This is a genomic window from Sphingomonas sp. CROZ-RG-20F-R02-07 (assembly GCF_022662335.1).
In the GTDB taxonomy this organism is placed as follows: domain Bacteria; phylum Pseudomonadota; class Alphaproteobacteria; order Sphingomonadales; family Sphingomonadaceae; genus Sphingomonas.
The window spans coordinates 337,673-360,689 of sequence record NZ_JAKNQJ010000002.1 but is presented as its reverse complement, the minus strand read 5'-3'; the positions used below and the strand labels follow the sequence as shown (position 1 = coordinate 360,689).

General features: G+C 68.3%; 19 protein-coding genes, 1 tRNA gene and 1 pseudogene. 16 read left to right on the top strand and 5 right to left on the bottom strand.

All coding sequences use genetic code 11. The annotated features are described in order from the left end of the window. Window positions 1-52: 52 nt before the first annotated feature. Entirely contained in the window at window positions 53-739 is a 687-nt protein-coding gene (rpiA, locus tag L8H00_RS05505; RefSeq protein ID WP_242096225.1) for a ribose-5-phosphate isomerase RpiA, read from the bottom strand. A 191-nt stretch (window positions 740-930) separates the two neighbouring features. Between rpiA and L8H00_RS05500 the strand changes: the two genes are divergently transcribed. From L8H00_RS05500 to L8H00_RS05490, 3 genes are read left to right on the top strand one after another with little or no spacing between them, the layout of a single operon-like run. After that, window positions 931-2,121: an efflux RND transporter periplasmic adaptor subunit gene (locus L8H00_RS05500; RefSeq protein ID WP_242096224.1), complete on the top strand. Its 1,191-nt coding sequence runs from the start codon at window positions 931-933 to the stop codon at window positions 2,119-2,121. A 7-nt stretch (window positions 2,122-2,128) separates the two neighbouring features. Then, window positions 2,129-5,452, top strand: a complete 3,324-nt coding sequence (locus L8H00_RS05495) for a multidrug efflux RND transporter permease subunit (protein WP_242096223.1) — start codon at window positions 2,129-2,131, stop codon at window positions 5,450-5,452. Further along, the gene (locus L8H00_RS05490; protein ID WP_242096222.1) at window positions 5,452-7,125 is read left to right on the top strand and encodes an efflux transporter outer membrane subunit; all 1,674 of its coding nucleotides are present in this window, start codon (window positions 5,452-5,454) and stop codon (window positions 7,123-7,125) included. Before L8H00_RS05495 ends, L8H00_RS05490 begins: the two co-directional genes overlap by 1 nt. A gap of 140 nt (window positions 7,126-7,265) precedes the next feature. Here the strand turns inward: L8H00_RS05490 and L8H00_RS05485 are convergent. After that, window positions 7,266-8,195, bottom strand: a pseudogene (locus tag L8H00_RS05485) (DUF2332 domain-containing protein); the annotation flags it as partial. A gap of 18 nt (window positions 8,196-8,213) precedes the next feature. Further along, window positions 8,214-8,390: a hypothetical protein gene (locus L8H00_RS18940; RefSeq protein ID WP_347340710.1), complete on the bottom strand. Its 177-nt coding sequence runs from the start codon at window positions 8,388-8,390 to the stop codon at window positions 8,214-8,216. Between the two features lie 39 nt (window positions 8,391-8,429). Between L8H00_RS18940 and hisG the strand changes: the two genes are divergently transcribed. The 13 genes from hisG (at window position 8,430) to L8H00_RS05420 (ending at window position 20,097) form a co-directional block, all read left to right on the top strand. Then, window positions 8,430-9,080, top strand: coding sequence for an ATP phosphoribosyltransferase (gene hisG, locus L8H00_RS05480; protein ID WP_242096221.1), 651 nt, complete (start codon window positions 8,430-8,432; stop codon window positions 9,078-9,080). Beyond that, window positions 9,077-10,372 carry a histidinol dehydrogenase gene (gene hisD, locus L8H00_RS05475; RefSeq protein ID WP_242096220.1) on the top strand — a complete coding sequence of 432 codons (1,296 nt, stop codon included), beginning with the start codon at window positions 9,077-9,079 and terminating at the stop codon, window positions 10,370-10,372. The genes hisG and hisD overlap by 4 nt, the downstream gene beginning before the upstream one ends. A gap of 6 nt (window positions 10,373-10,378) precedes the next feature. Beyond that, the gene (gene nusB / locus L8H00_RS05470; protein ID WP_242096219.1) at window positions 10,379-10,849 is read left to right on the top strand and encodes a transcription antitermination factor NusB; all 471 of its coding nucleotides are present in this window, start codon (window positions 10,379-10,381) and stop codon (window positions 10,847-10,849) included. Further along, the gene (locus L8H00_RS05465) at window positions 10,846-11,025 is read left to right on the top strand and encodes a DUF4169 family protein (protein ID WP_242096218.1); all 180 of its coding nucleotides are present in this window, start codon (window positions 10,846-10,848) and stop codon (window positions 11,023-11,025) included. The genes nusB and L8H00_RS05465 overlap by 4 nt, the downstream gene beginning before the upstream one ends. 37 nt (window positions 11,026-11,062) lie before the next feature. Beyond that, window positions 11,063-11,965 carry a thiamine-phosphate kinase gene (thiL, locus tag L8H00_RS05460; RefSeq protein ID WP_242096217.1) on the top strand — a complete coding sequence of 301 codons (903 nt, stop codon included), beginning with the start codon at window positions 11,063-11,065 and terminating at the stop codon, window positions 11,963-11,965. A 105-nt stretch (window positions 11,966-12,070) separates the two neighbouring features. Then, complete coding sequence (locus L8H00_RS05455) at window positions 12,071-13,528, top strand: site-specific DNA-methyltransferase (protein ID WP_242096216.1); 1,458 nt, start codon at window positions 12,071-12,073, stop codon at window positions 13,526-13,528. A gap of 263 nt (window positions 13,529-13,791) precedes the next feature. Further along, on the top strand, window positions 13,792-14,010 hold the full coding sequence (infA, locus tag L8H00_RS05450; protein ID WP_003049127.1) for a translation initiation factor IF-1: 219 nt from the start codon (window positions 13,792-13,794) through the stop codon (window positions 14,008-14,010). A 4-nt stretch (window positions 14,011-14,014) separates the two neighbouring features. Next, a complete protein-coding gene (locus L8H00_RS05445) occupies window positions 14,015-14,599 on the top strand; it encodes a nucleoside triphosphate pyrophosphatase (protein ID WP_242096215.1) in 585 nt (194 codons plus the stop codon). Next, on the top strand, window positions 14,592-15,524 hold the full coding sequence (locus L8H00_RS05440; protein ID WP_242096214.1) for a ribonuclease: 933 nt from the start codon (window positions 14,592-14,594) through the stop codon (window positions 15,522-15,524). The genes L8H00_RS05445 and L8H00_RS05440 overlap by 8 nt, the downstream gene beginning before the upstream one ends. Continuing rightward, complete coding sequence (gene yacG, locus L8H00_RS05435) at window positions 15,521-15,694, top strand: DNA gyrase inhibitor YacG (protein ID WP_242096213.1); 174 nt, start codon at window positions 15,521-15,523, stop codon at window positions 15,692-15,694. The genes L8H00_RS05440 and yacG overlap by 4 nt, the downstream gene beginning before the upstream one ends. Window positions 15,695-15,724: 30 nt before the next feature. Next, window positions 15,725-15,800: transfer RNA gene (locus tag L8H00_RS05430), tRNA-Phe, on the top strand. 380 nt (window positions 15,801-16,180) lie between these two features. Next, window positions 16,181-18,439 (top strand): TonB-dependent receptor, encoded by a 2,259-nt coding sequence (locus L8H00_RS05425; RefSeq protein WP_242096212.1) that lies wholly within the window; start codon window positions 16,181-16,183, stop codon window positions 18,437-18,439. Window positions 18,440-18,510: 71 nt separating this feature from the next. Then, entirely contained in the window at window positions 18,511-20,097 is a 1,587-nt protein-coding gene (locus tag L8H00_RS05420; protein ID WP_242096211.1) for an AMP-binding protein, read from the top strand. 10 nt (window positions 20,098-20,107) lie between these two features. Here the strand turns inward: L8H00_RS05420 and L8H00_RS05415 are convergent, their stop codons facing one another. Beyond that, window positions 20,108-21,748 (bottom strand): carboxylesterase family protein, encoded by a 1,641-nt coding sequence (locus tag L8H00_RS05415; RefSeq protein ID WP_242096210.1) that lies wholly within the window; start codon window positions 21,746-21,748, stop codon window positions 20,108-20,110. Further along, a complete protein-coding gene (locus L8H00_RS05410) occupies window positions 21,745-23,001 on the bottom strand; it encodes an MFS transporter (RefSeq protein ID WP_242096209.1) in 1,257 nt (418 codons plus the stop codon). The genes L8H00_RS05415 and L8H00_RS05410 overlap by 4 nt, the downstream gene beginning before the upstream one ends. Window positions 23,002-23,017: the final 16 nt, after the last annotated feature.

Genomic DNA, 23,017 nt, shown 5'->3' with positions numbered 1-23,017 from the left:
GCGTGAACGAACAAACGCGTGCGCAGCCCATCCGGTTGCGCATGCCGACGCTTTAACCAGGCGGCTGGCGCCGTTCCAGCCGCGAAACGATGCCGTGCTCGGCGACATAGGCGGCATCCACCTGATCGAGGAACAGCCCGTGCCCCAGAACGCCGGGGATCGAATCCAGTTGCGCGGCGAGCGCCAGCGGCTCGGGAAACACGGCGAAGCGCAAGTCGATCACGACATTGCCCTGATCGGTCCGATAGGGCGCATCGCCCGCCTGCCGCAGCACCGCTTCCGCGCCGAGCGCCGCCAGTTCGCGGGTCACGAACGCCTGCGCGAAGGGCAGCACCTCGACCGGCAGCTTCGCCGCACCGATCGCCGCCACCCGCTTCGACCCGTCGGCGATCACGATCATCCGTGCAGCGGCGGCGGCGACCACCTTCTCGCGCAGCATCGCGCCGCCTGCGCCCTTGATCGCGAACAGCCACGGATCGATCTCGTCGGCGCCATCGATCGTCAGATCCACCCGCGCCACCCCGGCGAACTCGCGAACCGTAATCCCGCCCGTCCGCGCCAGACGGGCGCTCGCCTCCGAGGTGGCGACCGCCTCGATGCGCAGCCCCTGGCGCACCCGCTCGGCGAGGCGCGCGATCGCGAACGCCGCGGTCGATCCGGTGCCGAGCCCCACGAGCATGCCGCCCTGCACCTCGTCCACCGCGGCCTCGGCCGCCGCCTTCTTGTCGTCGTCGATCATCGCCGCCCGCTAGCATAAGGCTGGACGCCGCGCGCGCCTTGATGCAGAGGCGCGAGCGATTGCACAAAGTCTTGCGGGGCCCGCAACCAAGTTGCCTGCCTGCGGATTGTGCGCGGAACCGGGCGCGCGCTTGGTTCCATCAAGCGGGCGGACAGGCGCATTTGACTTCGAACATCGCAACATCACGACGGATGGCCCTGGGCGTGACGGCCCTCGCCACCGCGTTGACGCTGGCCGCCTGCTCGGGCGGCGACAAGGACAAGGGCGCCGGTGCCAAGGGCGCGGCACCCGGCCGGGGCACGCCGCAGGTCGGCTATGTCGTCGTGCAACCATCGAGCGTGGCGATGACGACCGAATTGAGCGGCCGCACTGCCGCATTCGAAAGCTCGGACGTGCGCCCGCAGGTGACCGGGCTGATCCGCCGCCGCCTCTTCACCGAGGGCGCATTGGTCACCAAGGGGCAGCCGCTCTACGAGATCGATCCGCGCCTCTATCGCGCCAGCGCCAACCAGGCGCGCGCCAATGTCGAGAGCGCGCAGGCCAACGCCGAGTCGACGCGCATCCTGGCGGATCGCTACAAGCCGCTCGCCGCGATGGAGGCGATCAGCAAGCAGGACTATACCAACGCCGTCTCGTCCGCGCGCCAGGCGCAGGCGACCGTGGCGCAGAACCAGGCCGCGCTCGACACCGCGCGGATCAACCTGAAATTCACCCGCGTGCCGGCACCCATCTCGGGGCGGATCGGGCGATCGCTGTTCACCGTCGGCGCGCTCGTCTCGGCCACGCAGACCGATCCGCTCGCGCAGATCCAGCGGCTCGATCCGATGTTCGTCGACATCCAGCAATCCGCGGGCGACATCGTCCGGCTGCGCCAGTCGCTTGGCAAGGGCGGCGTGGTGGCCACCGCGGCACAGGTGCATCTGAAGCTCGACGACGGCAGCGACTATCCGCTGACCGGTACCGTGGAATTCTCGGAAGTCCTGGTCGACCAGACGACGGGCACCGTCACGTTGCGCGCGAAATTCGCCAATCCGCAGGGGCTGCTGCTACCCGGCATGTTCGTGCACGCGAGCTTCGCGCAGGCGATCGACAACGGCGCGTTCCTTGTGCCGCAGGCGGGCGTCAGCCGCGACGCCAAGGGCAACGCGACCGTCATCCTGGTCGGCCCGGGGGACAAGGCGGTGCTGAAGGACGTGACCGCCGCGCGCACCCAGGGCCCCTATTGGGTCGTCACCAAGGGGCTGAACCCGGGTGACAAGGTGATCGTCCAGGGCCTGTCCAAGCTGAAACCGGGCCAGGGCATCAAGCCCGTGCCGGCCAATACCCCGCAGAAGGTGGAGGTGCCCAAGGGCGCCGACACCACACCCAAAAAGGCCGGCTGACCCCCTCATGCTCAGTCGCGTCTTCATCGATCGGCCCATCTTCGCCTGGGTCATCGCCATCATCATCATGCTTGCGGGCGTGGGCGCGATCCTAGGGCTGCCGATCGCGCAATATCCCGACGTTGCACCGCCGCAGGTGACGATCCAGGCGACCTATCCGGGCGCCAACGCGCAGACGATCCAGAATGCGGTGACGCAGGTGATCGAGCAGCAGCTGACCGGCATCGACGGGCTGATCTATTTCCAGTCCGCCTCGTCCAGCCGCGGCTCGCTGACGATCACCGTCACCTTCGAGAAGGGCACCAATCCCGACATCGCGCAGGTGCAGGTGCAGAACCAGGTGCAGCAGGCGGTCAGCCGCCTGCCCACCCAGGTCCAGCAGCAGGGCCTGGTCGTCAAGAAGTCCAACCCCGACTTCCTGCTCGTCGCCGCGGTGTATGACGAGAGCGACCGCACGACCAACCAGGACGTGTCCGACTATCTCGTCTCCAACCTCCAGGATCCGCTCGGCCGCACGCCGGGCGTCGGCAACACCAATGTGTTCGGCGCGCAATATGCGATGCGCATCTGGCTGAACCCCTATCAGCTCAACAGCTTCCAGCTGATGCCGTCCGACGTCATCACCGCGGTGACCAACCAGAATGCCGAGGTCGCGGCGGGCGAGCTGGGCGCGCAGCCCTCGCCCCCCACCCAGTATCTCGACGCCACCGTCACCGCGCAGACCCGCCTCCAGACGCCCGAGCAGTTCGGCAACATCGTGCTGAAGACGACGACCGCGGGCGCCACGGTGCGGCTGAAGGATGTCGCGCGGATCGAGCTGGGGTCCGAGACGTACAATGTCGTCAGCCGCGTGAACGGCCATCCGGGCGCAGGCATCGCGGTGCTGCTGGCGCCGGGCGCCGACGCGCTGAAGACCGCCGAGCTGGTGAAGGGCCAGATCACCGCCGCGGCCAAGAGCTTCCCGCAGGGCTATAAATACGCGTTCGTCAACGACTCGACCGACTTCATCAAGCTGTCGATCGAAGAGGTGGTGAAGACGCTGATCGAGGCGATCATCCTCGTCGTCATCGTCATGTTCGTGTTTCTGCAAAGCTGGCGCGCGACGCTGATCCCGACGATCGCGGTGCCCGTCGTGCTGCTCGGCACGTTCGGCGTCTTCTACGTCGCGGGCTTCTCGATCAACACACTGACGCTCTTCGGGCTGGTGCTCGCGATCGGCCTGCTCGTCGACGATGCGATCGTCGTGGTCGAGAATGTCGAGCGGCTCATGGAGGAAAATCCCGACATGAGCCCGCGCGACGCGACGATCGCGTCGATGGACGAGATCACCGTCGCGCTGGTCGCGATCGCGCTCGTCCTGTCCGCGGTGTTCCTGCCGATGGCGTTCTTCGGCGGGTCGACCGGCGTGATCTATCGCCAGTTCTCGCTGACGATCGTGTCGGCGATGATCCTGTCGGTGCTCGTCGCGCTGATCCTCACTCCCGCGCTCACCTCGCATCTGCTGAAGCAGAAGCAGAAGAACGCCGAGGGCAATCCCGTCGAGGGCAGCTGGGCCGGCCGGCGCTTTCCGCGCGCCGCGCATTTCGTGGCGCGCGGGCGCGACAAGTTCAACGACGGGTTCGACTGGACCACGGCGAAATATGTCGCGGTGGTGAAGACGGTGGTCGACCGCAAATGGCTCGCGCTGCTCATCTATGCCGGCATCGTCGCCTTGCTCGCCATCCTGTTCCTGCGCCTGCCGACCGGGTTCCTGCCGACCGAGGACCAGGGCATCGGCATCGTCCAGTTCCAGCTTCCGCCGGGCGCCACGCAGAACCGCACGCAAGAGGTGCAGACCGCAGTCGAGAATTACTTCCTGAAGAACGAGAGCAAGAACATCGCCACCGTCTTCTCCGCGAGCGGCATCAGCGGCGGCGGCGCACCGGGCGGGCAGAATACCGGCCTGGGTTTCACCGCGCTCAAGAACTGGGACCAGCGCAGCGGCAAGGAGAACACCGCCGACGCGATCAGCGCGCGCGCGTCCGCCGCCTTTTCCAACCTGCGCGACGCGCAGGTCTATGCACTGGTGCCGCCCTCGGTCCGCGGACTCGGCCAGTCGAACGGCTTTACGATGGAGCTCCAGAACAGCAGCGGCATGAGCCTCGACAAGTTCGAGGCCGCGCGCGACAAGCTGCTGGCGAGCGCGGCAGGCGATCCGAGCCTGGTCGGCGTGCGCCTCACCGAATTGCCCGACGTGCCGACCGTGCATGTCGACGTCGATCCGCAGACGCTCGCGGTGCTGGGGCTCAGCCAGTCGACCGTGAACTCGACGCTGTCGACCGCCTGGGGCGGCCAATATGTCAACGACTTCCTCGATCGCGGCCGCGTCAAGCGCGTCTATGTGCAGGGCGATGCGCCCTATCGCTCCAGCCCGTCGGACCTGTCGCAATGGTATGTCCGCGGGTCCACGGGGTCGATGGCGCCCTTCTCCTCCTTCGCCACCACCAGCTGGCAGACCGCGCCGGTGTCGCTGTCGCGCTTCAACGGCATCCAGTCGTTCGAATTCCAGGGCCAGGCCGCGCCGGGCAAATCCTCGGGCCAAGCGCTCGAGCGGATGCGCCAGCTCGCCGCGCAGATTCCGGGGACGAGCATCGCGCTGGCGGGCCTGTCCTATCAGGAGAATCTGTCGTCGGGCCAGGCATCCACGCTCTACGGCCTGTCGCTGCTCGTCGTCTTCCTGTGCCTCGCCGCGCTCTATGAAAGCTGGTCGATCCCGGTCGCGGTGCTGCTCATCATCCCGCTTGGGCTGGTCGGCGCGATCGTGCTGGTCACGCTGCGTGGCCTGACGAACGACGTCTATCTCCAGATCGGGCTGCTCACGACGATGGGGCTCGCGGCCAAGAACGCGATCCTGATGATCGAATTCGCCGAACAGGAAGAGAAGAAGGGCAAGGGCTTTCTGGAGGCCGCCTTGTCCGCCGCCAAGATCCGGCTTCGCCCCATTCTGATGACGTCGTTCGCGTTCATCTTCGGCGTGCTGCCGCTCGCCATCTCGACGGGCGCCGGTGCGAACAGCCGGATCGCGATCGGCACCGCGGTGATCGGCGGGATGCTCACCGCGACGCTGCTGGCGATCTTCTACATCCCGCTGTTCTTCGTGCTCATCAGCCGCGGCACGCGTGATCTCAAACGGCGCTTCGGCGGCGGCAAGGGTGGCGACGACACCCCGCAGGGCGATGGCGGCACCCCCGCCCCACCTTACGGACCGCCACCCGCCCCGCCGCACGCGCAGCCGTTGCTCATCGGCCCCGACGAGCATCTCCCCGCCCTTCCCGCGCCGGAACCCGCCTGATGCGACGCGCCATTCCCCTTCTCGCCGCGGGCCTGCTCGCCGGCTGTTCGCTCGCGCCGCATTATGCGCGGCCCGAACTGCCCGTCCCGCCGTCCTGGCCGATCGGCGACGCGTATCTGGCGCAATCCGAGGCGACGCTGCCGACGATCACCTATCGCGACATCTTCACCGATCCGCGGTTGCAGGCGATCATCGGCCAGGCGCTGGCGAACAACCGCGACCTGCGCGCGGCGGTGGCCAACATCGCCGCGGCGCGCGCGCAATACCGCATCCAGCGTGCCAGCCTGCTGCCCGAGATCGATGCGAGCGGTCGCTACACCTATTCGCATTACGGCAATGGCGTGAGCAGCACCGCCAGCAGCAGCACGGGGACGGGCGCGACGGGCACCACGGGAACCGGCACGACCGGTACGACGACGGGCACGGGCACGACGGGCACCGGAACGTCGGGAACCGGAACGATCGGCACCGGCACGACCGGTACGGGCACGACGGGCACGGGAACCGGCACCACCGGCACGGGCAGCAGCAGCGTCATCAGCAGTTCGAGTGCGGGCAGCGCCTTCTCGGTCGATCTGGGCACCACCGCCTTCGAGCTCGATCTGTTCGGCCGGGTGCGCTCGCTCACCCAGGCCTCGCTCGCGCGCTATTTCGAGCAGGAGGCCTCGGCCCGCGCGACGCGGCTCACTCTCGTCGGCGAGATCGCGACCGCGTGGCTCACCTATGCCTCCGACAAGAGCCTGCTCGCCATCGCGCAGAACACCGCGAGAAGCGCCGGGCAGAGCGTGCGCATCACGCGCGCGCGGCTGGAGGGCGGGATCGCGCCGCGCACCGATCTGCGCCAGGCCGAACAGGTCGAGGCGGTGGCGGAGGCCGATCTGGCGCTGCAACGCACCCTGCTGGCGCAGGACGCGAACGCGCTCCAGCTGCTCGTGGGCGCGCCGGTCGCGGGTTCGCTGCTGCCGAATTCGATCGACGAGGCCGCCGCCACCATCGCCACGCTGCCCGCCGGGCTCGATTCGACCATCCTGCTGCGCCGGCCCGACGTGGTGCAGGCCGAATATGAGCTGCGCGCCGCCAATGCCGAGATCGGCGCGGCGCGCGCGGCGCTGTTCCCGCGCATCTCGCTCACCGGCATCTTCGGCTTCGCCAGCACCGGCCTGTCGTCGCTCTTCACCGGCGGCGCGTTCAACTTTTCGGTCGCGCCGAGCGTCAGCTATCCGATCTTCCGCGCCGGCGCCGGTCGCGCCGGGGTCGCCTATTCCAAGGCCGAGCGCGACGTGGCGCTCGCCACCTACGAAAAGTCGATCCAGTCCGCGTTCCGCGAAACCGCCGATGCGCTGGCGCGCCAGGGCACGATCGCCGCACAGCTCCGCGCCAACCAGAAGAACCTCGCCGCCGCGCTCGACACGGTGCAGCTGACCGATGCGAGCTATCGCGGCGGCATCGGCACCTTCCTCAACAGCCTGGATGCGCAGCGCACGCTCTATGCCGCACAGCAGACTTTGGTGTCGACCAAGCTGACCGGCGCGACCAATCTGGTGACGCTGTATCAGGTGCTGGGCGGCGATTCCTCGCTCGAGGCGACCGCGGGGGGCCCCCGCCCCGTCGGCCTCTCGGGCGCGCCCCGCACCGAGGCGCCGCTCACGGGGACGAACCCGCCGGCGCGTTAGGGTCTGTTGATCCTAGGCTAATCCGACTCTCCACCGTTCGCGCTCAGCATATCGAAACACGCTCTCCGCAGGCGCGCTTTCACACGCGGTCACAGGCCCTTGGACAGGCTCCGGGCGAACGGAGCACGGGAACGCCGCCCTCACACCGAAACGCGTGCACCTTCGGGCAGCGCGATCCCGGCATCCGCCGCATCGGGCACGCGCGAGTCGATCCAGGCGGCATGGGCGTGCGCGGTGCCGAGCACCTGCCAGCCCGGCGCGCCCGGCCAGCCCTGCATGCGGATCACCTGGTGGCCGAGCGAGCGATCGGGCTCCATCGTCACCCAGGCGAGCGGCCGCTCGGCGGTGGCACGCGCGCCCGCCGCCTGCATCGCCGCGCGGATCCGCTCGGCCACGGGGGCGGGCAGATATTGCCACACCACCGAGTGCATCAGCACGCGCGTCGTGCCCGCCGCCTGCGGCTCGGCCAGCCGCGCCTCGACCCAATCGGCGGCATCGGCGCGGACGAGATCGACCGGCGCCGCGCGCAGCATCGCGATCGCGCGCCGCACCCGCTCCAGCCGCTCGGGCGCTTCGGCCCAGATGAAGGCGGCGAGCCGCGCCTCGACCGCCGGGTCGGTCGCGTCCATCGGGTTCACGTCGCAGCCGCGCACCGATGCGATGGCGACCGGGGCTGGCTCGGGCGGAGGCCCGCGCCAGTCGGGCACGATCGTCACTCGGGCATCTGCGGGGCCGACGACCGTTCCGCCCAGATCGATCCGGTAGCGATCGATCAGCAGGTTGAGCCCCGCGCTCGATCCGATCTCCAGCACCTCCAGCGTCGGTCCGTAGCGGCGCGCGACCGCCAGCAGCCCCAGCATCAACGCGGCCGAACGGCCCGGCTCGTTGGTCTGCGGCGGCCCGTCGAGCCATGGCAGCAGCGCGGCATCGTGACGGCGGACCGCGCCGTCCACCGCCGCCGCGATCGCTGCCGCGCCCTGCGTCCGCCCCGCGAACACCGCTGCCAGATCCGGATCGGCACCCGCCAGCACCCGCGCGTGCAACCCGCCGACCAGCCGCAGCGGCACCGCGTCGCGTGTCGGCTCCCCCTACCAGTCCAGCACGCGGGCGCCGGTGCGCGTGTCGCGGCTCAGCCCCTTGGCCAATGCCGCGCACACCTCCGCATAGATCGGCGCGGCGTTCGCGCGACAATAATGTTCCTGGATCCGGAACGCCTGCCGAACCACCGCTTCGCCCGTCATCGGCACCTCCACATGGCTACGCATGTTGCACGCTGCGCCCCCCCCACGTAAAGCCCGGCGCCTGTGACCGATCCGATCATCATCGCCGTCCCCAAGGGGCGCATCCTGGGCGAGGCGCTGCCGCTGCTCGCCGCCGCCGGTATCCGCCCCGAGCCCGCCTTCTCGGACGAAGACAGCCGCGCGCTGCGCTTCGCCACCGACGTGCCGCATATCGCGCTGATCCGGGTGCGCGCGTTCGACGTCGCCACCTTCGTCGCGCACGGCGCGGCGCAGATCGGCATCGTCGGATCGGACGTGCTCGCCGAATTCGCCTATTCGGAGCTGTACGCGCCGGTCGATCTCGGCATCGGCCATTGCCGCCTCTCGGTCGCCGAGCCGGCGGACATGGCGGCCGAGGACGATCCGCGCGGCTGGAGCCATGTGCGCGTCGCGACCAAATATCCGCACGTCACCCAGGCGCATTTCGCCGCGCGCGGGGTGCAGGCGGAATGCGTGAAGCTGAACGGCGCGATGGAGCTGGCGCCGACGCTGGGCCTTGCCCCACGGATCGTCGATCTCGTCTCGTCGGGCCGCACGCTGAAGGAGAACGGGCTGGTCGAGGTGGAGACGATCATGGAGGTCACCTCGCGGCTGATCGTCAACCGCGCCGCGATGAAGACGCGCGAGGGCGTCGTGCCGCTGGTCGAGGCGTTCCGCCGGGCGGTGGCGGCGTGATCCAGCTTCACACCGCCGACGCCGATTTCGCCGAACGCTTCGCCGCGCTGGTCGACGATCGCCGCGAATCCGATGCCGGGCTCGCCCGCGACGTCAGCGCGATCATCGCGTCGGTGCGCCGCGACGGCGAGGCCGCGATCCGCGACCTCACGCAGCGCCACGACCGCCACGATCTCGAGCGGACCGGCTGGCGGATCGACGCCGCCGATTGCGCCGCCGCCTTCGCCGCGCTCGATCCCGATCTGCGCGCGGCGCTCGAACTCGCCGCCACGCGGATCCGCGCCTATCACGAGAAACAGCGCCCCACCGACAGCGACTTCACCGACGAGGCCGGCGTCCGCCTCGGCGCGCGCTGGCTGCCGGTCGAGGCGGCGGGCATCTATGTGCCGGGCGGGCGCGCCGCCTATCCCTCGTCGCTGCTGATGAACGCGATCCCCGCCAAGGTGGCGGGCGTCGGCCGGCTGGCGATGGTGACGCCCACGCCCGACGGGCAGATCAACCCGCTCGTCCTCGCCGCCGCGCATCTGGCAGGCGTGGACGAGGTGTGGCGAATCGGCGGCGCGCAGGCGATCGCCGCGCTGGCATACGGCGCGGGCCGGATCGTGCCCGTCGACGTGGTCACCGGCCCGGGCAACGCCTGGGTCGCGGAGGCCAAGCGCCAGGTCTACGGCGTGGTCGGCATCGACATGGTGGCGGGGCCGTCCGAGATCGTCGTCGTGGCCGATGCGAAGAACGATCCCGAATGGACCGCGGCCGACCTGCTAAGCCAGGCCGAACACGACACCACCACCCAGTCGATCCTCTTCACCGACGATCGCGATTTCGCGCGGCGCGTGGCCGAAGCGGTCGAGCGCCAGATCGCCACGCTGGCCACCGCCGCCGTCGCGCGTGCGGCCTGGGACGCGAACGGCGCGGTGATCGTCACCGACACGCTGGAGGCGGCGATGCCGCTGGTCGACCGGCTGGCGCCCGAGCATCTGCAACTGGCGGTGGACGACCCGCAGCCGCTGTTCGCGCGCGTCCGCCACGCCGGCTCGGTGTTCCTCGGCCGCTACACGCCCGAGGCGATCGGCGATTATGTCGCCGGGCCCAACCACGTCCTGCCGACGGGGCGCCGCGCGCGCTTCGCCAGCGGGCTGTCGGTGCTCGATTTCATGAAGCGCACCAGCTTCCTCGCGCTCGACGAGCCGGCGCTGCGCACGCTCGGCCCCGCCACCGTCGCGCTCGCCCATGCCGAGGGCCTACCCGCCCATGCCCGTTCGGTGGCACTCCGCCTCCGGCTCAACAGTTAGACCGTCATGACCCGTATCGCCCCCCGCACCCAGGCGCGCGCCGCCGCCCGCCTCGCCGCCGTCCAGGCGCTCTACCAGCACGACATGGAGGGCACCGCCGTCACCGCCCTGCTCCACGAATTCCACCAGCACCGGCTGGGCGCGACGATCGAGGAGGTGGAATATGCCGATGCCGAAATCGATTTCTTCGACGACATCGTCCGCGGCGCGACCACGCGGAGCGGCGAGATCGACCTGCTGATCGAGGGCAAGCTCGCCAAGGGCTGGAGCCTCGCGCGGCTCGACAAGCCGATGAAGGCGATCCTGCGCGCGGGCACCTACGAGCTGATCGCCCGCGCCGACGTGCCGGTGGGCGTCGTCATCAGCGAATATGTCGATGTCGCCAAGGCGTTCTACGAGCGGCGCGAATCGGGCTTCGTCAACGGCCTGCTCGACGCCATCGCCAAGGGCGTCCGCGCCGAGCCGCCGCGGGAATGACCGCAGAGGTCGTCAGCCTGCGCCGCGCCCGCAAGGCGAAGGCACGGGGCGCCGCCGAGGCGAAGGCCGCCGCGAACCGCGTGGCGTACGGGCGCACCAAGGCGGAGAAAGAGGCCGAGACCGCCGAGGCCGGCCGCCGGGAGCGCGCGCTCGACGGCGCCCGCCGCGAGCCATAAGCGCCGCTCGCGTCCCCGCGGGGAACGGAGCCGATCGGTGACCGAAGTCGATTTTCTCGAAGCGCTCAGGCGCTTGCCGCTCCACCCCGGCGCACGCGGGCTGCGCGACGACACGGCGGTGCTGGCCGGCCTGGTCGTCACCACCGACACGCTCGTCGAGGGCGTGCATTTCCTTGACGACGATCCGCCGGGCGACGTGGCGTGGAAGCTCGTCGCGACCAACCTGTCCGATCTGGCGGCAACGGGCGCCGCGGTGGAGGGCGTCACGCTCAACTATCCGCTATCCGGCGCGGAATGGGACGCCGCGTTCGTCGCCGGATTCGATGCGGCGCTGGCGGCGATGGGCGCGCGGCTGATCGGTGGCGACACGGTGACGCTGCCGCCGGGTGCCCCGCGCATCCTGACGCTCACCGCCTTCGGCCGCGACGCCGTCGCCCCGCCCCGCAGCGGCGCGCGCGCGGGCGACGGCCTGTGGGTGACGGGCACGATCGGCGATGCGGGCGCGGGGCTCGCGGTGGCACTGGCCTGCACCGGGGATGCCGCACTGCTCGCCGCCTATCGCCGCCCGCAACCCCGCCTCGCCGAAGGCCGCGCGCTCGCCCCCCATGTCCACGCGATGATGGACATATCGGACGGCCTGCTGATCGACGCGCAGCGGATGGCGGCGGCGAGCGGCCTGGCGGTGACGATCGACATGGCCGCGGTGCCGCTCTCGGCGGCCTACCGCGCGACCGGCGGCACCGCACTGGCGGCGGCGACCGCGGGCGACGATTACGAACTGCTGTTCGCTGCCCCCGCGGGGTTCGTGCCGGCCGTGGCGGCGACGCGGATCGGGGCCTTTGAGGCGGGCAGCGGATTGGCGTTGCGGGCGGACGGCGCGGCGGTGCCGCTGCCGGATCGCCTGGGGTTCGAACATGGGGTGGACGCGCCGGAACGGTGATCGGCGCCGAAACGGATGCGTCTTCCTGCAACAAGAGCGGAGAAGGCTCCATTCGTGATCTGACCTTGGCTTACGCCATGTTGCTGGTGATGCACCTTGCGGGTCATGCGCAATCGACCCACCAATCATCTCTATTATGGCGACAATCTCGCCGTCCTCCGTAAGGATATCGCCGATGCCAGCATCGATCTGATCTATTTGGATCCCCCGTTCAATTCCAACGCCAGCTACGGTATTCTGTTCAAGGAACCGGATGGCCGCGCGTCGAACGCACAGATCGAAGCGTTCGAGGATAGCTGGCACTGGAACGACAGCGCCGAGCAGGCCTTTGACGATGTTCGTCGCAGCGGCAACATGAGCGCATTCGATCTGCTTCGCGCGATGCGCAGCTTCCTCGGCGATAACGACATGATGGCGTATCTGACGATGATGTCCGTGCGTCTTATCGAACTTCACCGGGTTCTCAAGCCGACGGGCAGCCTGTATCTTCATTGCGACCCGACGGCGAGCCACTATCTCAAGCTTTTACTTGACGCGGTGTTTGGCGCCGAGCATTTCAAAAATGAAATCATATGGCACTACCGCCGATGGACAGGTGGCGCGCGCCGTTTTCAGCAACTTCATGATACGATCTTGTTTTACACGAAGACCGACGATTATGTCTTCGATCCGCCCTACACGGCCTACACCGAAAAGTCCCTAAAGCGTAAGCAGAACTACCACACGCGCGTCAAAGGCGATGAGGTTTACGTCACGTCGGTGGACGAACGTGGCGTTAGGGAAAACGACGTGTGGCAGCTTCCGATCCTCAACTCGCAATCGAAAGAGCGCCTCGGTTATCCGACGCAGAAGCCGATCGCTTTGCTCGAACGGATCATTGCGGCTTCGTCGCAAGAGGGTGACGTGGTTCTGGATCCTTTCTGTGGCTGCGGCACTGCGGTGCACGCCGCACAGAAGCTCGGAAGGCAATGGGTCGGCATTGACATCACCCATCTCGCCGTGTCGCTAATCGAAAAACGGATGAACGACGCTTTTCCGGGCATCGTCTTCACCGTCGAGGGGACGCCCAAGGATCTGGCCTCGGCGCGCGATCTGGCGGCGCGCGACAAATACCAGTTCCAATGGTGGGCGGTTTCGATGGTCGATGCGCTGCCGTTCGGCGGCAAAAAGAAGGGCGCCGATGGCGGCATCGACGGTATCATCTATTTCAACGATCTTGATCCGGCGAGCGGACGAATGGTGACGCACCGCGCGATCGTTTCCGTGAAGGGCGGCGTTCATGCCAATGTCACGATGGTCGAAACACTCGCCGCTACGATCGCACGCGAGGACGCGCCGATCGGCGTCCTGGTGATGCTGGCACGTCCGACGGCCGAAATGCGCCGCCGCGCCGCAGCAGTCGGATTGTATCGGACGGGTATCGACGACAGTTTCCCCAAGCTTCAGATCCTGAGCTTGGAAGACCTGTTCGCGGGCAAGCGGCCGCGAGTTCCGAACGTCGATCAGGATGCGTTCCGTCGGGCGGCGCGCGAGAATACGCAGCATCAGGATCGCCTGCTGTGAGCGAGCGCGGGTCGAGGCTTCGACAGAAAGCTAGCATTCGCCGGCGCGCTTCGTGAAACGTACAACCGCTATGATGTGTCGATCGCTTGCTGCATCAGCCATGATGCCGCCTGTCCTTTGAAAACGACGTCATCGTTCCCATCTCACGCATGCCACCGCGATCGCGCGACCGTCGCGCCGATTGCCGCCCCGCGCTTCCCTTTTTCGCGGGCAGGCGCTAAGGGCGCGGCACGCAAAAATCCCCTGTTATTGAAAGACTGTATTTGGCCAAGGAAGAACTCCTCGAAATGCGCGGCCAGGTGGTGGAGCTTCTGCCCAACGCCATGTTCCGCGTCCGGCTCGAGAACGACCATGAGATCCTCGGGCACACCGCGGGCAAGATGCGCAAGAACCGCATCCGCGTGCTCGTGGGCGACGAGGTGCTCGTCGAACTGACGCCCTATGATCTGACCAAGGGGCGGATCACCTATCGCTTCAAGTGACGGCGTGACCGGCGCCGCACCGCGCCTCGTCCTCGCCTCGTCGTCGCCGCGCCGCCGCGAGCTGCTCGCGCGGATCGGCGTCGTGCCCGCGCGGATCGCCGCACCCGATATCGACGAAGCGCCGCTGAAGGCGGAGGATCCGCGCGCCTATGCGCTGCGCATCGCGCTCGCCAAGGCCGCCGCGGTTCCGCGCGACGCGGACGAGGCGATCCTGGCGGGCGACACCACCGTCGCCGCGGGCCGCCGCATCCTGGGCAAGCCCGCCGACGAAGCCGAGCTGCGCCGCATGCTCCGCCTCTTGTCGGGCCGTCGTCATCATGTCTTCTCCGCAGTCGCGGTGATCGACCGGGCGGGCGTCGTGCGCCACCGCGTGTCGGATACGGTCGTCGCGTTCAAGCCGCTCTCGCCGGCCGAGATCGACGCCTATGTCGCTTGTGGCGAGGGGATGGGCAAGGCCGGCGGCTATGCGATCCAGGGCCGCGCCGAGGCGTTCGTGCGCTATCTGGCGGGCAGTCATTCGGGCGTGGTCGGCCTGCCGCTGTTCGAAACGCGCGCGCTGCTGGCCACCGCCGGCGTGACGCTTGGCTGAGTGGCTCTACGAGGCCGGGATCGGCGAATCCCGCGCCGCGCTCGTCGCCGACGATCGCATCGTGGAGGCGATCGTGGAGCGGCCCGGCCTGCGGCTCGGCACCGTCGCCCCCGCGCGCCTCACCGATGGGACGCAGGCCCGGGCGACGTTCGCGGACGGCACCGAGGTCCAGCTTGCCGCCGCGCCGCACGGCTTGACGCAGGGTGCCGCGATCATGCTCCGGGTGACGCGCGAGGCGATTCCCGAAACCGGGCGCCTGAAGCTGCCCCGCGCCCGCCTCACCGACGAAGCGCCTGGACCGGGCGCCGATCTGCTCGCCCGCATCACCGCCTCGGGGCATCCCGTCCGCATACTGCGCGCGCATGAGCCCGATGCGCTGGAGGCGGCGGGCTGGTCCGAGATCCTCGACGAGGCGACGGGCGGCGACATCGCGTTTCCCGGTGGCGCACTGCGGATGAGCCCCACGCCGGCGATGACGCTGTTCGACGTCGACGGCGGCGGCGCGCTCGAGCCGCTGGCGGTCGCGGCCGCCACGGCGGTGGCGCAGGCGATCGTGCGGCACGGCGTCGGCGGCTCGATCGGGATCGATTTTCCAACGCTCGCGGGGAAGGCCCCGCGCCACGCCGTCGCGCTGGCGATCGACGCCGCGCTGCCGCTGCCGTTCGAGCGGACCGCGGTCAACGGCTTCGGCTTTCTCCAGATCGTCCGCGCCCGCCCTCGCGCCTCGCTGCCGGAAATGCTGCGCGCGGATCCGGTCGGTGCGGCGGCGCGTGCGGCGCTGCGCCATCTGGAACGCACGCCGCCCGGCGCCCCGCGCCGCCATGCGCTTCCCGCGGCGGTGCACGCGCGGTTGCGGGCGAATCACGAATGGCTGGCCGAACTCGCGCGTCGCACCGGCACCGTTCACGAACTGGAGACCCGATGACCGCCACCCCCTGCCCGCTCTGCGACAAGCCCGCCTCGGCCGCGCACCGCCCGTTCTGCGGCCCCGCCTGTCGCGACCGGGACCTGCTGCAATGGTTCGGCGAAGGCTATCGTATTCCCGGCCCCGAGATCGCGCCGGATGGGCTGGACAGCACCGCCGAGCCCGACTAAAGGCCCGCTTCCACATCGTTTCGGCGGTGCGCCCGGGTAGCTCAGTTGGTAGAGCATGCGACTGAAAATCGCAGTGTCGGCGGTTCGAATCCGTCCCCGGGCACCATGGCTTCGTGATCGGACCCGTGAGAAACGGCGACGCGACCCGCTGACGTATCGGTAAGACCATTTGATCGTCACATTGAGGATCGGCCCTTCCATTCTGGCCGATGGACCGGAGATGCGCGCTCCCGGCACGCCATGTCTGGGGATCGATCCGGCCGCGCCTGGCGCCCTGCCGTGACGCGCCAGCGCCTTCTTCGCGAAAATGCGTCCTACGTTCTTGCCCCCCATCTCCGTGACGTCGCGCTCGCGCATATCGCCCTCGTGATACCCGTTCGTTTCACTATCGCGTGAGAGAGGGTTGATTTCGGCTTGGCTTCGGGTAGTTTGGCCCCAACGCGTCCGGAAGTGTGCGCGGTTGGTCAGATGGAGAGGAGTCCCGCTATGAAGGCTCGTGCAATCCGCTTCGGCGTGTCGGCGTTCGCCCTTGTCTGGTGCGGGAGCGCCGTTGCGCAAACCGCACCGTCGTCCACCGATTCGGCGCAATCTGGTGCGCCACAAACGGACACCACCGCTGCGGCGGAAAGCAGCCAGAGCGATCCCGGTCACGACATCGTCGTGACGGCGCTGCGCCGCAATGAAAACCTGATGACCACGCCCGTTGCCGCCTCGGTATTGTCGGGCGCCGATCTCGCCAACAAGGGCGTCGTCGCGGTCGATGCGCTGCAGTTCGCGATGCCGTCGGTCGTGGTGAACAATTTCGGGCAAGGCCTGGAGTTCAACATACGCGGCATCGGCAAGGGTGAGCACAACACCCAGACAACCACCGGCGTCATCACCTATCGCGACGGAGCGCCGACCTTTCCGGGCTATTTCCAGGAGGAGCCCTATTTCGATATCGCCGACGTTCAGGTCCTTCGCGGGCCGCAGGGGACCGTCGTCGGCCAGAATTCCACCGGCGGCGCGGTGTTCGTCAACACGGCCGATCCGATCGTCGGCGGTGGTTACCACGGCTATTTCAATGCCAATTATGGCAACTACAACGATCTTGGCGGCCAGGGCGCGGTCAACATCCCCATCAGCGACACGCTGGCCGCCCGTGCCGCCTTCTACGGCGAACGGCGCGATTCCTTCTACACCATCACCGGGCCGAACGGCGGCGCGTACAACGGCAACAAGGGTGACGTGCGCGAGATCGCCGGCCGTTTCAGCCTGTTGTGGAAGCCGACCGCGAACCTGTCGGTCCTGTCGAAAACCGACATCGACTATCTCGACATGGGGGCCTATCCGGCCGATCCCTATACCGACCGGTTCGCGGTCCTGCCGGGCACGACCACGCCGAACCCCAATGCCCGCGATCTGTTCAACATCACGGCGAATTCGCCGCAAGGCGCCCGCGACAAGTTCGTGCGCTCCATTCTGCGGATCGACTACCAGTTCGACAGCGGCCTGAAGCTCCGCTCGGTCAGCGGCTTTTCGAACGGCAATACCCAGTATATGGCCGATCTGGACGGCACCGCGACCGGCAATTCCTACTTCTTCGACAGCGTGACGGAGACGCAGTTCAGCCAGGAATTCAACCTGATCTCCCCCGATGATCGGCGGCTGACCTATCTGGCCGGCGTGTTCGGCCTGTGGAACAGCTATTTCTTCCTCTCTCCCTATCAGTTCGTGATCGGTGCGCCGCTCGGGGCGCCGAAGACGGAATACCGCTTGCAGGGCCGCAACCCCGAGCGGTCGCTCGCCGTCTATGGTCAGGTCGGCTTCAAGATCACGCCGACGCTGAAGCTGGAACTCGGCGGGCGCTACACCGCCAGCCGGTCGACGAATACGGTCGATATTCTGCAATATGGCGTTTATCTGCCGGACCAGCAGACCGTCACGTCGAACAACTTCTCGTACAAGGCCTCGCTCGGCTGGCAGGTCGACCGCAACAATTACCTCTACGGGTTCGTGGCGACGGGGTTCAAACCCGGCGGTCTCAACACGCCCGTCGGGCTCGGCATCCCGGCGCCGTTCGGGTCCGAGCGCGTCCAGTCCTACGAGGCCGGCTGGAAGGCCAATTTCGCGGGCGGCCATATCCGCACCACGGTTGATGGCTTCTACAATGACTTCAAGGGCTTCCAGGTCATCATCGGCTATCCGACGATTCCCGTGTTCGGGATCGAGGTCAATGTGCCCAATTCGACCAAGATCTACGGCGCCGAAGCGGACGCCGACGTCAAGTTCGGCCACTTCTCCTTCGATTTCGGCGTCAACGTCCTGCACAGCAGCCTCGGCCAGTTCTTCGCGACCGACTCCCGCCTCCCGGCACCAACGGCGTGCAGCATCGCCGCCGGTCCTGCCAGCGCTTCGTGCATCGATCTGAAGGGGCGCGAACAAACCTATGCGCCCAACTTCACCATCAACGCCGGGGCGCAATATGACTTCGAGTTCGGCAATGGCGACAAGCTGACGCCGCGCGTGAACTTCGGGCACATCGCGCCACAATGGGCGACCTTGTTCGAGAACCCGCAACTCGGCGACCGTTTAGGTGAACGCAACATCCTCGCGGCACAGCTGGCTTTCACGCATGGCAGCTTCACCGTCACCGGCTATGCGACCAACCTGACCAACCAGCATTATGTCGCCGCGCTGAACAGCAGCCTCGACTTCGCGGGACCGCCGCGCCAGTACGGTGTCAAGATCCTGAAGACCTTCTGATCTCCCCGGTCTCCGGCCGCGATATCCTTTTGCGGCCGGTCTTTTCAACGGGATCTCATGCGACAATATCTATGCAACCCTATTCTCTGACCGTTGATAAATTCCTCGATCACGCGGCGAAATGGTTCGGTGATCGGGAGGTCGTCGAGGCCGCCCATGGCACCGGCGTTCGGCGGATCGGCTATGCCGCGATGCATGAGCGGAGCAATCGCCTGTCGGGCGCGCTGGGCCATATGGGATTGAGGCCGGGCGATCGGGTGGCGACGCTTGCCTGGAATACGCTGCACCATCTCGAACTCTATTATGCCGTCATGGGCGCGGGGATGGTGTGCCACACCCTCAACCCGCGCCTGTCGACGGCGCATCTGGTCGGCATGATCCGCGAGGCCGAGGATCGGATGATCGCGGTCGCCGCAGACCTAATGCCCCTGTGGCGCGAACTGGCGCCGCATTGCCCCACGGTCGAACAGGTCATCGTGCTCGACTCCCGCGACGACGCGCCCGCCCCCGACGGGGCGATCGCGTATGAGGCGCTGCTGCGCGAACACGGCGCGTCCCGTGCCTGGGGCGGGTTCGACGAAGAGACGCCCGCGGGCCTCTGCTACACCTCGGGAACGACGGGGCCACCCAAGGGCGTCGTCTACACCCATCGGTCGAACTATCTGCACACGCTGCGCACGTTGCAGGCGGACTCGATCGCGTTGACCGCCAGCGACGTCCTGCTGCTCGGCGTTCCCATGTTTCACGCCAATGGCTGGGGCCTGCCGTTTGCGGCGCCGGCGGCCGGAACCAAGCTGGTCCTGCCCGGCCGCGTTCTCGACGGGGCCAGCCTCGCCCGGCTGATCCGCGACGAGGGCGTGACGGTGGCGGTGGGCGTGCAGACCGTCTGGCTGGGCCTGACGGATCATGTCGAGGCGCATGGGATCGCCCTCCCCTCGCTGCGTCGCGTCGTGATCGGTGGCTCGAAATGCCCCGACGCGTTGATCCGCCATATGGAGAACATCCTCGGCGCCAGCGTGCAGACGAGCTGGGGCATGACCGAATTGTCGCCGACCGGCACGATCGCGCCCCCGGGCGACGTGCCCGGCGCATCGACGGGCTCGGGGCGGCCGATCATCGGCGTCGACCTGAAGCTGACCGATGCCGAAGGCGCGACCCTGGCCGAGCAGCGCGGCGTCGAGGGGCGGCTGTGGGTCAAGGGGCAGAGCGTCATCGACCGTTATTACAAGTCCGACGTGTCGCTGCTCGACGCGGACGGCTATTTCGACACCGGCGACCTGGCCACCATCGATGCGGACGGCAACCTCACGATCAACGGGCGTGCCAAGGATCTGATCAAATCGGGTGGGGAGTGGATCAACCCGACCGAGATCGAGACGGTGATCGGCCGCCATCCGGCGATCCGCCACGTCGCGGTGATCGCCCGCGCCGATGCCAAATGGGGCGAGCGGCCGGTGCTGATCGTCGAGATGGCGGAGCGGCTGGACCCGGCCATGCTTCTCGGGCTGCTCCGCGGCGAGGTCGCGGATTGGTGGATCCCCGCCGAGATCGCCGAAGTCGCGCCCATGCCGCTCGCCGCAACCGGCAAGATCGACAAGGCGCGGCTCCGGGCCGACTATGCCGCCGGCCGGATCACCGGGGCGGTGATCGGCCGCTGATCCTTCCGGATCAGGGGCAGCGCGGGGTCGCCGGCGGCAGCTTGGGGGCGGCAAGCCCCGCATTCCAGTTCCATGGCTGTTTGCCGTCGGCGCGGCGGCGACACACCATCTGCTCGGTCAGCATGTACATGCCCGGCATCAGACCGGCTTCGGCCCGCGGTGTGTCGGTGACATGGAGGAAGCGGCCCTCGGTGCCATAAGCCGGCCACGCCGGCGCAGCGGGCGCGCTCGGCCGGCCGTCGCGCGCGAAGCTGGTCCAATAGCCGACCATCGCGTCTGCCAGCGCATGTTCCCCGGCCGTGTCGGGGATCGCGGGCCAGCGCGGCGGCGTACGGTCGATATTGCCGAACACGAACGGCAGTTCGCTGGCGTGGAAGGCGTGCAGCCCGGCCCCGTCGGCAGCCGGATAGCCATGATCGAACAGGTAGAGATAGGCGGGCTCGCCGATCGCGGTCTGCTTGATCGCCATGCGCTGCGCGGTCCAGCCGTAAAGCGCGTCGCGCGTGGTCGCGTACACGCTCTCCTGCATCGTCGCCGACGGATACAGCCGCAGGAACGCATCGGCGAGTTCGCCATAGCGTTCATGGATCATCCGTTCATAGTCGGCCGGCGTTCCGGGCACCTTGGGCGCCAGCATCTTGAGCGACCGGATCTCCCCCTGGTTGAAGCCGACCAGCAGCGGCACCTTGGCCTGCCGCCCGGCATCGAACGCGTCGACCATCTGTTCGGGCAACAGCTTGCCGTCGACCAGCCCCCAAGGCCCGAACCCGCCCTTCGCCGCCGCATCGGTCAGCGCCTGCGCATCGAGGGCGCGCAGCGCGGCGATGTCGGGGGCATGCAGCGCAGCGCCGAGCATCTGCCCCGCCGCTTCCCCCGAGGGCGCGCCATAGAGGCTGCGCTTGAGCGCGGGCATCGCAATCATATAGCCGCTTTCGGACACCGCCTTGGCGAAGAGGCCGTGCGCGGGGGGCGAACTCATCAGGTATAGGACGCTGAGCGCGCCCGCGGATTCGCCGGCGATCGTCACATTGGCCGGATCGCCGCCGAACGCGGCGATGTTGCGCTTCACCCATTGCAGCGCGGCGATCTGGTCCATCAGGCCGTAGTTGCCCGAAATATACGCCGGGGACTCCGCGCTCAGCCCGGGATGCGCCATCCAGCCAAGCACACCGAGCCGATAGTTGATCGACACCACCACCGCGCCGCGCTCGGCCAGGCGTCGGCCCTCGTAGAGCGGCTCGCGGCTCGATCCGGTCACCAGCGCGCCGCCATGGATCCAGAAGAACACCGGCGCGCGTTCCGCGTGCGCGGGCGCCCAGATGTTGAGCGTCAGGCAATCCTCGCTGACCGGCAGCGGCGCCGCCGGCGAATAGACCGACGCGGGGCCGCCCTGCGGCTGGACGCAGGCGGGACCGAAGGCGGTCGTCTGTCGCACGCCCTGCCAGCGCGTCATCGGCATCGGCGGCTTCCAGCGCAGCGCCCCCACCGGCGGTTGTGCGTAGGGTATCCCCTGGAACACGCGGAGATCGCCCTGCGTCATGCCGGCCATCGCGCCAGCGGGCGCCGTGACGACCGGGGCGCCGCTCTGGCCGAGCACGGGAGCGGGAAGCAGAAGACAGGAGGCGGCGAGCAGGCGACGGAACGGAGTCATGCGACGACCTTTCGGGAATGATTCGACCGGTGGAGAATGCGGGCAAGCCAGGCGAACAGCAGGATGGCCACGATGTAGCAGGGCGCGAGGGTGTAGAGGGCGAGCTGCAGCGCGTGGGCGTGGCCCTGCGCGGCGAACCAGTCGCTCGCCCAGCCGACCCAGGTCGGGCCGAGCCCCAGCCCGATGAAGTTCATGATGAGCAGCAGCAACGCCCCCGACAGCACGCGTTGGTCGGGCCGCACCTCCTCCTGCACCAGCGTGACCGCGGCGGAGAGGTAGAAATAGTTGAGCAACATCGCCGCCGCCAGCAGCACCAGCGCCAGCGGCCAGCCCGGCGCCCAGACGAAACCGAGATAGAAGGGCAGCGCGCCCGCCAACGACACCGCCGGCACGGCCGCATAAGCCACGCGCGAGCGGCGGGTCAGCCGGTCGAGGATGCGGCCGGAGGCGAAGATGCCGGCGGCCATGCCGACCCCGACGACCAGCGCATACCAGATCGCGACCTGTTCGAGCCGCATCCCCTTTTCCCGCATGAGGAAGAGGACGGCGAAATTGCCCAGCCCATAAGTGACGAACTGGGTCGCGCCGCTCGCCAGCGCGACCAGCATCAGCACCGGGCTGGTGACGAACATCCGCACCGTGCCCCAGAACACACCACCGCCTTGCGGGTGCGCGGAGGATGGGTCGAGGCCGCCGCGCACCGGTTCGCGCACCACGAGGCGGACGACGATCGCCGTCACCATGCCGACCAATCCGATGGCGACGAAGGCGCGGCGCCAGTCGAAGGTCGCCGCGATCCAGCCGCCGAAGGCGATGCCGAGCGCGGCGCCGATCGGCGGTCCCAGATTGTAAAGGCTCAGCGCGGTGGCGCGCCGTCCGGGCGGATAGGTGTCGGTGATGATCGCATAGGAGGGCGGCACGCCCCCCGCCTCGCCGAAGCCGACGACCATCCGCGCCGCGACGAGTTGCGGATAGCTGGCAGCCAGGCCGCAAGCGGTGGTCGCGCCGCTCCAGATCGCGCAGGCGAGCGACACGATCGCGACGCGATTGGTCTTGTCGGCGAACCAGCCTACCGGCACCGCGATGAAACAGTAGAACAGGGCGAAGTAGAAGCCGCCGATCAACCCGAGCTGCCCATCGGTGATATGAAGCGAATCCTGGATCGGTTTGGCCAGGATGCCGAGCAACTGCCGATCGAGAAAATTGAGAACGTAAACGAAGGTCAGCATCGCCAGCACCAGCCAGCGACGCACGGGTCTTCCGGCGCGA

Excerpts from the sequence above, each read along its gene's own strand:
- rpiA (WP_242096225.1), bottom strand. The coding sequence starts at position 739 with ATGATCGACGACGACAAGAAGGCGGCGGCCGAGGCCGCGGTGGACGAG.
- L8H00_RS05500 (WP_242096224.1), top strand. The coding sequence starts at position 931 with ATGGCCCTGGGCGTGACGGCCCTCGCCACCGCGTTGACGCTGGCCGCC.
- L8H00_RS05495 (WP_242096223.1), top strand. The coding sequence starts at position 2,129 with ATGCTCAGTCGCGTCTTCATCGATCGGCCCATCTTCGCCTGGGTCATC.
- L8H00_RS05490 (WP_242096222.1), top strand. The coding sequence starts at position 5,452 with ATGCGACGCGCCATTCCCCTTCTCGCCGCGGGCCTGCTCGCCGGCTGT.
- L8H00_RS18940 (WP_347340710.1), bottom strand. The coding sequence starts at position 8,390 with ATGCGTAGCCATGTGGAGGTGCCGATGACGGGCGAAGCGGTGGTTCGG.
- nusB (WP_242096219.1), top strand. The coding sequence starts at position 10,379 with ATGACCCGTATCGCCCCCCGCACCCAGGCGCGCGCCGCCGCCCGCCTC.
- L8H00_RS05465 (WP_242096218.1), top strand. The coding sequence starts at position 10,846 with ATGACCGCAGAGGTCGTCAGCCTGCGCCGCGCCCGCAAGGCGAAGGCA.
- L8H00_RS05455 (WP_242096216.1), top strand. The coding sequence starts at position 12,071 with ATGCGCAATCGACCCACCAATCATCTCTATTATGGCGACAATCTCGCC.
- yacG (WP_242096213.1), top strand. The coding sequence starts at position 15,521 with ATGACCGCCACCCCCTGCCCGCTCTGCGACAAGCCCGCCTCGGCCGCG.
- L8H00_RS05425 (WP_242096212.1), top strand. The coding sequence starts at position 16,181 with ATGAAGGCTCGTGCAATCCGCTTCGGCGTGTCGGCGTTCGCCCTTGTC.
- L8H00_RS05420 (WP_242096211.1), top strand. The coding sequence starts at position 18,511 with ATGCAACCCTATTCTCTGACCGTTGATAAATTCCTCGATCACGCGGCG.
- L8H00_RS05415 (WP_242096210.1), bottom strand. The coding sequence starts at position 21,748 with ATGACTCCGTTCCGTCGCCTGCTCGCCGCCTCCTGTCTTCTGCTTCCC.